12 protein-coding genes are annotated in these 12,244 nt (G+C 40.2%); 9 read left to right on the forward strand and 3 right to left on the reverse strand.

The window, feature by feature from the left end:
* On the forward strand, positions 1 to 1,706 hold a 1,706-nt coding region (locus VK541_RS22095), incomplete at its 5' end, for a PKD domain-containing protein (RefSeq protein WP_324372704.1).
* Positions 1,707 to 1,775: 69 nt separating this feature from the next.
* Positions 1,776 to 2,678: an AraC family transcriptional regulator gene (locus VK541_RS22100; RefSeq protein ID WP_324372705.1), complete on the forward strand. Its 903-nt coding sequence runs from the start codon at positions 1,776 to 1,778 to the stop codon at positions 2,676 to 2,678.
* Positions 2,679 to 2,805: 127 nt separating this feature from the next.
* Here the strand turns inward: VK541_RS22100 and VK541_RS22105 are convergent, their stop codons facing one another.
* Positions 2,806 to 2,964 (reverse strand): hypothetical protein, encoded by a 159-nt coding sequence (locus VK541_RS22105; RefSeq protein WP_324372706.1) that lies wholly within the window; start codon positions 2,962 to 2,964, stop codon positions 2,806 to 2,808.
* A gap of 260 nt (positions 2,965 to 3,224) precedes the next feature.
* Between VK541_RS22105 and VK541_RS22110 the strand changes: the two genes are divergently transcribed.
* Positions 3,225 to 3,512 (forward strand): hypothetical protein, encoded by a 288-nt coding sequence (locus VK541_RS22110; RefSeq protein WP_324372707.1) that lies wholly within the window; start codon positions 3,225 to 3,227, stop codon positions 3,510 to 3,512.
* 831 nt (positions 3,513 to 4,343) lie between these two features.
* A complete protein-coding gene (locus tag VK541_RS22115) occupies positions 4,344 to 4,751 on the forward strand; it encodes a hypothetical protein (protein ID WP_324372708.1) in 408 nt (135 codons plus the stop codon).
* On the opposite strand, the gene VK541_RS22120 is transcribed toward VK541_RS22115, so the two are convergent.
* Both VK541_RS22120 and VK541_RS22125 read right to left on the reverse strand, forming a co-directional pair.
* The gene (locus tag VK541_RS22120; protein WP_422662176.1) at positions 4,748 to 5,653 is read right to left on the reverse strand and encodes an IS982 family transposase; all 906 of its coding nucleotides are present in this window, start codon (positions 5,651 to 5,653) and stop codon (positions 4,748 to 4,750) included. The genes VK541_RS22115 and VK541_RS22120 overlap by 4 nt on opposite strands.
* Positions 5,654 to 5,801: 148 nt before the next feature.
* The gene (locus VK541_RS22125) at positions 5,802 to 6,278 is read right to left on the reverse strand and encodes a hypothetical protein (protein WP_324372710.1); all 477 of its coding nucleotides are present in this window, start codon (positions 6,276 to 6,278) and stop codon (positions 5,802 to 5,804) included.
* 212 nt (positions 6,279 to 6,490) lie between these two features.
* On the opposite strand from VK541_RS22125, the gene VK541_RS22130 reads away from it, so the two are divergent.
* From VK541_RS22130 to VK541_RS22150, 5 genes are all read left to right on the forward strand, one after another.
* Positions 6,491 to 6,625, forward strand: coding sequence for a hypothetical protein (locus VK541_RS22130; RefSeq protein WP_324372711.1), 135 nt, complete (start codon positions 6,491 to 6,493; stop codon positions 6,623 to 6,625).
* The gene (locus tag VK541_RS22135; RefSeq protein ID WP_414692639.1) at positions 6,622 to 7,128 is read left to right on the forward strand and encodes a DUF6266 family protein; all 507 of its coding nucleotides are present in this window, start codon (positions 6,622 to 6,624) and stop codon (positions 7,126 to 7,128) included. Before VK541_RS22130 ends, VK541_RS22135 begins: the two co-directional genes overlap by 4 nt.
* A 539-nt stretch (positions 7,129 to 7,667) precedes the next feature.
* Entirely contained in the window at positions 7,668 to 8,585 is a 918-nt protein-coding gene (locus tag VK541_RS22140; protein WP_324372712.1) for a hypothetical protein, read from the forward strand.
* A 4-nt stretch (positions 8,586 to 8,589) separates the two neighbouring features.
* Positions 8,590 to 9,366, forward strand: a complete 777-nt coding sequence (locus tag VK541_RS22145; RefSeq protein ID WP_324372713.1) for a hypothetical protein — start codon at positions 8,590 to 8,592, stop codon at positions 9,364 to 9,366.
* Between the two features lie 2 nt (positions 9,367 to 9,368).
* Positions 9,369 to 12,244: hypothetical protein (locus VK541_RS22150; RefSeq protein WP_324372714.1), on the forward strand; the 2,876-nt coding region annotated here is incomplete at its 3' end.

Below are 12,244 nucleotides of genomic sequence, written 5' to 3' on the forward strand. Positions count from 1 at the left end.
CATGGTGGGACCCGCTAAAGCCAACCAACAATTCGCCGAACAATACAGGCTTGAATGTTTTGCCACCGACTACTGAGCCGTTTATCTGGTACCCGTATGCGGTAAGTGAGCAATTTCCTGAAATGGGCAGTGGTGGCCGAAGTGCTGTTGGTGGTCCTATATTTCACGCTGCCGATTTTAAAAATGCGAAATACCTGTTCCCGGCATATTATGAGGGCAAATGGCTGATCACAGACTGGGTCAGGGGCTGGATTTTGGCTGTTACTTTTGATGCTGAAGGTAAATTCGTCTCTATGGAGCGCTTTTTGCCTAATCTGACTTTGCGCGGCCCGATAGATTTGAAATTTGGTGCGGATGGCAGTTTGTACATCATGGAATACGGCAACGGTTACTTTAAGGACCTTCCTGAGGCAGAGCTCATCAAGATAGAATTTAACGGGGGCAACCGTAAGCCTGAAGTGCAGGCAACAGCTAATAAAGTGGCCGGGCCGCTTCCTTTAAAAGTACAATTGTCATCTGAGGGCACATCAGATTCTGATGGCGATCCGCTGACCTATAGCTGGAAGATCACTAAGAATGGAAAACTGGTTCAGACAAAAGCCTCTGCTAATCCGGAAATAGTATTCAGCACCGCAGGTGTTTATAGAGCAACCCTGATAGTGACTGATCCTTCAGGCGCTAAGAACAGCAAGTCTGTTGAGATCTCTGCCGGGAATGCCGTGCCTGTAGTTAATTTTAACTTTACAAAGGGCAACACCAGCTTCTTTTTTCCCGGCAATACCATTAATTATGCTGTAAGCGTAGCTGATAAAGAAGACGGTAGCCTCGCAAATAAAAAAATTCTCCCTTCACAGGTCTCTGTTTCTATCAATTACCTGTCAGAAGGTTATGATATGACTGTCGTTGCCCAGAATCAAAATAAGCAGGATGTCGGCGCGCAGTTTGCCGGTGCAAAAGCATTGATCAGGAAAAGTGATTGTAATGCCTGTCATACTGTAGCAACCAAGTCGCTTGGGCCGTCATTTACTGAAGTAGCGTTAAAATACAAGGGCAGCAAGACCGCTGAAGAAACGCTGACTAAAAAAGTGATCAACGGTGGCTCTGGTGTATGGGGTGACGCAATGATGCCTGCACATACAGGTATGTCTAACGCTGATGTCAGTTCAATCATTAAATATGTGCTGAGCCTGGGTGAAAAAAAGGCAGCAGCCAAGAACCTTCCGGTTACGGGAAGCTATACAACCAATGAACAGCCCGGACAAACCAACAAGGGCTCGTTTATTTTCAGGGCAGCCTATAAAGACCGGGGTTCCAAACTGGCTCCTGCACAAACGGGAGAACGTATAGTCGTATTGCGCAATCCAACGTTGCCTGTTGCGAATGCAGATGCTTTTAACGGAATAGATTTCAACGGAAATAAATCTGTTGCTACGCCTAAAGAAAAAGGATCGTCTATTCAACTGAAAAACATTGACCTGACCGGTATCAAAAAGCTTGAACTGGCGGGTACAGATAAGAAAGCCTCAGGTGCTTTTGAAGTAAGACTTGACGCCGCAGACGGAAAAGTAATCGGTCATTCGGCTGCTTCAGCTGATGGACAGAAGACTTCAGCAGATTTAACCGGCACTAGCGGCAAACACAACTTATTCATTGTGTTTAATGAGGCCGCCGGAAAAGTTACGGCCATCAACATAAAGGACCGTTAATATTTTATATTTGCCATCATTGGACGCTATTTGTTTAATGATGGCAAATAGTATTGTAACCATAATTGTATGAGCAGCCTTTCTAAAAGAAGAGATGGTTTTCAGGGAGAAAAGCTAATTAGCCTCCCGCAAGGGGTATTGAAAGATGCCCTGAAGAGGGCTCCTTCGCTCTTTCAGCTGTTCATTACACATATCGGGTATTTTCCAAAAGCTTCTGCCCATTACCGGGAGAGAAGAAAAGGCTGCGAGGACAATATCCTCATATATTGCCTGCACGGCAAAGGCCATTTCATTATAGACAATAAGAAATTTGAAGTGACTGCCAACCAGTTTATCCATGTTCCGGCAACTGATAAGTATATGCGTTATTGGGCAGACGAAGAAGATCCATGGACCATTTACTGGATCCACTTTAGCGGACAGGACCTGTACAGCTTTAATAACTCACTTGGCATCAGTTTATTGAAAGGACCTCAGCAGATTCCGTTCAATCAAAAGGCACTGGACATTTGGGAGACCATTTATCAGAGCCTGGAAATGGGGTATAGTACAGAGAATCTTTGTAATGCGAGTTTTTGCCTTTATCATTTCATTGCGACCTTTAATTTCATAGAAAAGCATATTCTTACAGAAAAGAAGGAGGGTGGCAATATGATTGACGACACGATCCTGAATATGAAATCCAATATTGATCAGAAACTGACAGTAGAGGATATGGCACGTACGCACAGCCTTTCTTCGTCACATTTCTCCAGTTTGTTCAGAAAGGGAACCGGAATGTCTCCTATTGATTATTTTATTCATTTAAAGATGCAGAAGGCCTGCCAGCTTTTATACTCTTATGATGCCATGATTAAAACTGTAGCAATGGACCTTGGCTATGATGATCAGTATTATTTTTCGAGGATATTTAAGAAATATATGGGGATGTCCCCCGAACAATATCGCCTGACCTCAAAAAAAGGAGCCTGATATCAGGGGTTCTTATAATGACATTAATCCATATGCTTATTCTGCTAAAGGCCATCGCACGTTTTCAGAGCCCATAATGTTGGCGCAACTGGATGTAGGGTTAACGTTCCCTTTAATGCACCTTCTGTTAAATTCTGCGGGTGTCTGTGGCCAAGCCATAGTCGGGTGGCTCCTTTGCGTACATATTGAATGGTGTATGGTTTTTATTGCCCAGCGGGATACTAATGTCAACCGCCGGAGGAAAAAAAGACAAGGTCAGGGTAGACATAAAAATAAGGTACTTCATGTTTATGGATATATAAAAGCCAGGTCAGAGCACAACAGTTAGGATAGGGTAGTATTATTGTTTGGGACTAACAATATTTGAACAAGGTAGTAACAGGGTCTTAACAGGGTGATAACAGGCTCGTTGATATAATTATTACATAATTAAAACATAATTTTAATATATATAACCCGTTGGCGGAATTAAATATACTCCAATAGGTTGAGAGTTTTAATCTCATTTGAAATATAAATTTTATAAACTATAAAATTGATATTAAAATGGAAGAAGAAAATTACTATGTTCCTAGCAGGGAAATACTGGAAAAATATGGATTGACATTGTCTCCAAAATATAAAGATAGTTGGTATGATATGTCTCTTGGATGGATTCATTATACAATCATGCTAGATCTTAATTGGATTGAGATCGGGGAATATCTGGGAAAATATATTGAAGATTCCATAGTTAATACAGATAGATGGCTGGTCTTTAGAATGGAATGTTTTAATGATCAGGATTTGGAATTCTACCTATCTAGGATTCCAAATCTGAAACGTCACGTCTAATATCACTGATTGAATTCCTCTTGCATAAATTGAATATATCTTTTCGTTCTTCCTTAGTTAATCTAATGGATATGTTATTGATTTTATTATGATTCTGTTTTGGATTTTTAATAAGCTTGGGCACATTAATCTGATAAAATATGTAAATTTCTTCTGTGAGCCGCCATAACTCATTCCAGTCATCATTTTCATATTCCAGTTCACTCAACTTCAAAATGTAATGTTTTAGCGTTTTAATTATTTCCATATGTCAAGGTAAATATTGTCCGGGCAAATTATTCAAAAATTAATTAACTTTGAATAAGTTTTAAAAAAGCGAACTCGTTTCAGATCACCGAACTGTCGAAAATTTCAATATCTGAACACATAACGAGGAATGATGTATCGTATGCTATGGCGTGGGGTATTCACTCTTTATGTGCGCAATTCGACAGGCGCGGTGATCGGTGAGGCCCCGCGCTTTTTATTAGGGATAATCCATGTTGGGGGCCGTGGTACTAATAAAACCAACAAACCAATGAAATTATTAATTGCTTTACTGATGGTGTGCACTATGCTTAGCTGTACTAGTCAAAAAAAAGTTTTGGATTCCTGGATGGGTAGCACAAAACAAAACATAATAATGTCCTGGGGGCCACCTCAACGTACAGATAGCGATGGGAATAATGGAGAAGTCCTTGTGTATTCTAAACAAGTTTACATGCCTAATCTGTCTGTTAATTACTGGGATTATACAATGATATATGTAAATGATTTGGGAAAGATATATCATTGGAAAACTTCTAAACAGTCAATAGCTCCCACACAAATAGATGTCAGATTTGTTAATCCATGAAATGGCTAATTTTATGTGTAATTATGGCTGCCGTTATTACAGCACATGCACAAGAAGAGAAAGTTAATAGATTTCGAACAGAATCCGTAGCTACCAAGTTTTACAACAAAGAAAAAAAGTGGACACGATGGCAAGACTTGCCAAATAGCAAGAACGTCCTTTTGACTTTTGATGGAGTTAAAAATAACCTAACTGTTTTTTCACCAAAAAAAATGACGTTCTATTTCACTACTATAACGAAAGATATAGAGTTAGAGGATGACAATGTAAGATTGACAGAATTCAATTGCATTGATATGGATGGTGGGGAATATACAGGGACACAAATTATTCATAATGGCGTTTATAACTTATATCTACAGCAATCAAATTTTGAAATGAGATTTATCTTCAGGAAAATTTAGCTCAGTGCATATTTAATCTGTCCTACTGGTTTTGCTCGGATAAACTTATTGATCCATTGCAGTACTGTCATGCCCAGAACTTTTGATAAGATCCTTGTCTTATATCCAAGGAATTGCTTAGCATAATTGCGTTGGATCATAAACTGATCGCAGAGCTGCGAGAATACAGTTTCAATTCTCTTCCGGATATTTCTTAAAGGTTTGATCACTTTGACCTTTGTTAGTTGATTAGACCTAGACGGGACTTCAAGTAATATATTTGATTTTTCCATGAGTTCTTTTTTTAATGCAGCAGCAATATAACCTCTATCGCCTGTTACAATGCAATTCTTAAGCTCGTCTTTGATTTCTTTTAGATAGGAGATATCATGAGTTGATGCGTTTGTTATATTGAGACACTGGATAACACCTACAGGCGAGCATACTGCATGTAATTTGTAGCCATAAAAATATTTATTCTGAGAAGCGCAGAATCCTTTTGATGGTTTAGTATATTCTTCGTGTTTACCCATTTTATTCCTTTTTTCTCTGGATAATTTGCATATCTCCATTGGCATGGAATCGATGGCATATACATCAGTTATTTCATTTAATATGTCTGCTATCTTTTGCCGGACCTTTTCCATCACCTCAAATAGGCCTTTTCTTCTGTCGTTATATTGCCTTCGGCTTAAGATGTTTGGAAAATCTTTCTTGTAATCGGTATTGAGTTTATGAAAGAGGTAATTTTCACTATCTATTGAAAGGGCTTCTGCTACTATAGATAATGCTATTACTTCAATATCTGAAAATTTTGGCTTAGGACCTGGCCGTAGAAGATTTCCGGATACGGGGATATCTGTGCCCAGAATATCCTTCAGGACATGCATGATTTTGTCAAAACAGGACTTAATGCAATGCATGGAATTTTGTTTATACCTAAACTTTTCCGTACTTTGCAGTACAGAAATAGCAAGGCTATTCAGCTTCATAGCTGTTACTTTGTTACTTTGGTATTTAAAAGCCCTGTTGGTCCGGCAAGATTAGACAGGGTTTTTTATTTTAAAAAACTTATGAACAAACGTTATGTAAATCTGAAACGTATTGTTGTTTTAGGGTTATTAAATCATCATTGAAAAATTTAGTCAATCCATAATAAAAAACTCCATTATACTGAATGCGGCCAATTGTTCCTTCTTTAAAAAGCGAGGATAACGAAATATTTATTTTGTTTTTGATTTCAGAAGTAATGTCAACTTTATGTTTGAATGCAATGCATTTGTAAACACCAGCTCCGCTTTTGAGAAAATATATCTTATTTGCTGCGTCTATTTCAAGGCACCATTTTATAGAATCGCGCCATTTTATTTTAACAACTGGACGTTTACTTTTAATTACGAATAGTTGTGCCTGCAGATCAATAATCCTGGATTCTTTTTCAGATATTTCTTTACTGATTTGATCTATCTGAAGGGCTATAGGATCATTTTCAATTTCCTTCTCGGTAGCTGCTATGATATCGGGTGAAATTGCTTTGTCGCAAATCATATTAGTAATTTTAATCAAAAGTACTAATATTAGATGTTTGATAAATATATGAATGAGTAAAAGTTTTCCACAAATAAAAGTATTTAGGAAAAAAAACTATTTACTTTAATTAATTCCGCCAATAGGTTATATATAATATATATTTATACTGCAATCATCAGGCTGGAAAGGTAAAAGGAAGGAGCAGGAGATTAGCGTTAAATATACAAAAAATGGCAAGAATAAAAAATGGGATTTTAGGCGCATTTAGCGGTAAGGCGGGAGCCGTAGTTGGCTATATGATTGGTGATGAAGCGTACATGCGTGGTTTGCCGCGTAAAAAACATATACGGATGCGGAGCGGCTGAACCAGAAGAAATTTAAACTCGTACAGGATTATCTGGAAGATTTAAAAAGCCTGCTGAAGGTTGGCTTTAAAAACTATTATACTAAAACGGGTGGATTCAGAGCTGCGGTGGCTTATACCCGAAAAGTAGCCCTGGTTTCTGATGATGCGGGGTTTTATATCGATCCTGCTTTGTTCAGGTTCAGTGGGGGTGACCTGCCGGGTGCGGTCGATCCTGCGGTAACGCTTGTTGAGCCGCTCCAAATGCGTATCGACTGGAATGCGGCTGACCTGCCTTATCAGATCAAGTCAGATCAGCTAATGCTGCTCATCTATGATGCGGTTGCCTATAAGAGTAAATCACTGATATTTGATGGCCCTTTTCGCAGAGATGGTACGCTGACGGTTGAACTGCCCGAATATTTTAAAGGGCAGGAAGTGGATGTGTATATTGGCTTTATAGCGGCCGACAGGAGCAGGCAGTCGGACAGTCAGTATTTGGGCAGGCACAGTGTGCCTGCGTAGGGATAACACTAATCAGCTCAGGTGAAGTATTCTTTAGAAATACAGCAACATGTCACTTCATGTTAAGTATAGGAATATTGCCTTATCCGTTTATATTATATACACGCCCAGTGCCAATACTGCGGGCATTACGTAATTTGTGAGTAATTCATTTTGTTAGCCATCGGCTCGCGCTGCAGATTTAAATAAATAATAATGATATTAAAATTCGCGTTAATTACTGACATTTTTCTAAAAGACTGGCAGATTTTTAATTATTTTCCGTTATTTATGATGTTTGTTGAAAAAATATTTTGTAATTAACAAATTAATAGTTAACTATGTTTCAATGAATCTATCATAGAACGCTCAGCTCTCTGCTAAGATTTCATAACCTAAATTTTCCTAAACGAAGAAGAAAGAACATGCTGCTTTTGTGGTGTGTATGGTGATATATTTTGAAATTTTAGTATATGTCAAAAGCAATAAAACATGCTGTAAAGATTGATTCATTTCATTTTCTCTGCTGCAAAAGATTGAGGAGTTGACGCTGTATTTGATTGAAAACAAAAGTAATTCACCTAATTATATATCAGAACAATGAAAAGAATATTATTCGCAATCTCGACTTTCCTTTTTTTTTAACTGTAAAAGCGCAGACACCAAAACAAGTAGTCAATACTACTGGTGTAAAATATGTTTATGTCGGGAGCTTAACAGCAGAGAGCACTTCTTCTTCTAATTCACAAAAAATAATCATAAAAATCTTGGGAGGATCCTGGTTTTCGGATTCGAACGGAGAAACCAATTATTATATCTCTAACAGGGGTGGGCTCAGCATTAGACAAGTGAGTCTTGGAGCTTCTGTCGGAGGCTTGTTGGTGCTAAAAGCTTACCAAAATGGTAATAATACAGATTTTTATATTGTTCCTGATGCGGGTAACTATAGTTCTTTTGCAATAACCTCCTATTCTTACGGTTATACGCTTACACCTCAATTTATTAACATTACTGAACAGACTACCCTTCCAAGTGGGACAGATATCACTTCAACAATGTCAATTATACCGATAACTGTCACTGATGGTGAGGGCAGGGTAGGTATTGGCACAGCTACACCTGCCGAAGCGCTTTCTGTTAATGGAAAAATTAGATCAAAGGAAATCAAGGTTGAAACTAATGGATGGTCTGATTTTGTTTTTGCAAAAGACTACGTGCTACCCACGCTTCAGGAAACCGAGAAGCATATTAAAGAGAAAGGTCATTTGTCGGGGATTCCTTCCGCTGCGGAAGTGGAGAAGAATGGGATTGAACTGGGGGATATGAATAAGAAGCTATTGCAGAAGATTGAGGAGCTGACACTGTATTTGATTGAGATGAAGAAGGAGAATGAAGTACAAAATAAGGCTATCAGTTCGCTAAAAACGTCTAATGAAGTGCTCATTTCAAGATTTAAATCCATTCAATCTAATAAATAATTGTATGAAAAGAATATTTTTAACCTTTCTATGTGGCTTGCCAATCACCTATGCTTTCTCACAAACTAATACTTTTCCAACGACAGGAAGTGCAGGTATAGGGACACTTACGCCGGAGAGTTTTCTTCATGTTATTGGTGCTTCAGGTTCGACCGCCGAGTTAAAAGCAGATCATTATTTTAACAATTTTGGCGCTTCAACCTTGCAGATGAGGAAATCCAGGGGAACTAAGGCCTCGCCTGTTATAGTGGCTGATGGCGATTATATTGGCAGCTTGGAAACCTGGGGATATGCTGGTACTGCGTTTCGCAGGAACAGTTATATTGGTTCATTTGTAAATGGTACCCCCACTGCCACGGGAATTCCAACCGATTTGATTTTTGCAACAAGCTCAGGAGGTAACGATGCCCTGGAAGGAATGCGTCTTGACAAAAATGGCAACCTGGGTATTGGGACATCTGCACCAACAGAAAAGCTATCCGTAAAGGGCAAGATTAGAGCCCAAGAGATCAAGGTAGAAATAAATAATTGGCCAGACTTTGTGTTTGCAAAGGACTACAAGCTTCTTACACTTCAGGAAACGGAAAAACACATTAAAGAGAAAGGCCATCTACCGGGGATTCCATCTGCTGCGGAAGTGGAAAAGAATGGGATAGAGCTGGGTGATATGAACAAAAAACTGCTGCAGAAGATCGAGGAGCTGACGCTATATCTGATTGAGCAGAATAGATTCATAGTAAGTCAGGAAAAGAGAATTGTCGAGTTAGAAAAACGAAAATAAGTATGAAAAGACTGGGTTTTTTATTGGGGATGTTAGTATACTGCCTGGCGGTGTGCGGACAAAACATCGTCGGTGTAAATGAATTTACCGGGACAGTTAATGCAGCAATACCGCTGTACTCCATACAAAGCGGTGGTGTTTCACTACCGGTAAGTTTATTTCACAGCGGCACAGGCGTACGGATCAAGGATGTGGAAGGCACAGCCGGAATGAACTGGTATTTAAGTGCCGGCGGAAAGATCAGCAGGCACTTAAGGGACCTGCCGGACGATTGTAAAAAGAACTATAAGAACCAGGAGAGACTAGGCTGGCTGCATATTCCCAATACCGGCACCAACTGGACCAAGATCGGCAATTTTACCATAGCTAATGATGGCAGCCAGGCAAATTGCACAGATGAAACTGCCGATATCAATTACATTAACACCAATTTTAATGATCTCTCCGATACGGAGCCGGATATTTTTAATGTCAGCGCGCCTGGTTTATCCTGTCAGCTCATGTTTGACAACAACAGGATCATTCGAACGATGCCTTATATGAACATTAAAGTTTCCTATGTGCTGGACACAACCGGGCGCATCAATTCCTTTACGATCATCAATGATCGGGGGATAAAGTATGAGTTTGCTAATGCACAAATGATGTCGAGAGGCACTTATACGACTAAACCTGATAGTGTTAAGTTTTTTAAAAGAACTTACGAACAGTATATAGCACGCCCCGACGGCTCTCCTATAACGTACTCGCCCGGTATCGAATATAATAGTGCCTGGGACCTCACCAGGATCAGTGACCCGAACGGGAATTTTATAAAATTAGGATATATAGTTGATGCAGTTATGGAACCTGGTGATGATGATAACAATCTTTATGAAAATTCGGTTGACTCAGTTAACCTGGTTAGAGGAACTGCGGGTAATACCTTTAAAAGATCGTTTCAATATAAGCTATATACCAAACAGCTTCCCTGGCATTTAAACTACATCACTTTTGGGCATGGCCCGGTCACACAGGATTCACTGAAATTTGAGATAAGCAAGACCTATTCCGGTGTCAGGATCATTAAAAAAATAACAGGTTTTGGGAAACAGTATGATTTTACTTACGCCAGGGCGTATCATAAATCATACCTGAAAACGGTTTCCATACCGGAAGATGGCTGTATACAACGCCCGCAATATGAATTTGATTATAATGGGCTGACCGCAGATCCTGATTCAGCAGGCAAGTATGATATAGACATTCCGGATTCTACCTCACGGAGGATGGACCAATGGGGCTATTTTAATAACAGTACGGATACCACTCTAACGCCGCAACTCTATGTAAACCCATCCAATACATCACTGGAAAGATATCGTTCAGTTAACCCGGGCGGTTCCTTATCCAGCTATACCCAGTTATTGGCCGGCAGCACCAGGAGAACAGATACCACTGCGGTTCTATTGGGTGCTTTAAGTAAGATCAACTATAGGGAAGGCGGGTACACCACTCTGGCTTACGAATCCAACAGATTTTATGATCCAACGGCTGGCACAGTGGTCTTCGGTGGCGGGATACGAATAAAAAGCATCACTGATTATGACGGACTGAATGTGGCAAATAATATCGTAAGAACATACAGCTATATTAACCCAACGACAAGCCTGTCCAGCGGAAAAATAATTTCTATGCCGGTCTATGCCTTTACCACAACCTATTCTGGTTCGGGGAGTACGCTGGACAAGTGGAACTATTCCACGATGCGGTCGGAAGACAATCTTTCCGAAGAAAACAATGGTGTGATCTACAGCCACGTCCGGGTAAGCCAAAATGGTGCGGGCAGCACTTTATACGAATTTAAAACACCGGCGACCAACTGGGATGCCAGTGCATCGCCGGACTGGGCACCGACCATGACCTACCTGGCGCGTACCAATTGCCCGACCACGAATTTTGCCGCCAATCAGGAAGACACCTATCCCTTTGCACCTAATATTGATTTTGATTTCGAGCGCGGCCTGATCAGTAAGATGACAGCCTATAGCGGTGTGTCTCCGTTTAACGCGGTTACTGAAACATCTTTTACCTACACCCGTTCGGGTTCACCGTTCGTCATCGAGGCTTTCAGGTGGGAAAATAATGGCACATCCAAAGCCTATGCTAAATATAAAGTATTCACATCGGTCAGCGAACAAACTACCCAGCAGATTAAGAAACTGTATGACCTTCAAAACCCAACGCAGGCGCAGCAATCTACGGTGAACAGTTACTATACCGGAACCACCCATAAACTGATGACCAGGCAAGAGACCACAGTGAGTGATGGAAGTACGGTCAATACCTATACTAAATATACTAAAGATTACACGGTTACACCAGGAATAGATTCAACAATCAACGCCATCTACCGTTTGCAACAACTCAATATCAACACGCCTGTGGAAAGCTATACACAAGTGACGCGTAGCGGTGTAGCCAAAACAATTGGTGCAGGCTTGACCAGGTTTAAAACATTTAACCCAACAGGTAGCGCTTACATGATCCTGCCCGCGCAGCAATTAAAGTTTACCTCCGTTGATGGCGTTACTGATTTTACGCCATCAACCATATCCGGAACATTTACCAACGATTCACGGTATATCGTCTTGAGCAACAACCAGGCCTATGACTTTTGCGGCGCACCGCTAAGCAGCGACAACAACAGGAAAGGTGTTGGTACGGTAATTATCGACCATAAAACAGGCAGTACGGTAGCGGCCATATCCAATGCGAAATATAATGAGATCGGCTATAATGATTTTAACAGCGATATAACCGATGTGAAATTTACCAAGGCAACTTATTCATACAGCACCAATAGCCGCAGCGGGCAATATGCCCTGTCGTTAGCGGC

This window comes from Pedobacter sp. (assembly GCF_035317785.1).
Classification (GTDB): domain Bacteria; phylum Bacteroidota; class Bacteroidia; order Sphingobacteriales; family Sphingobacteriaceae; genus Pedobacter.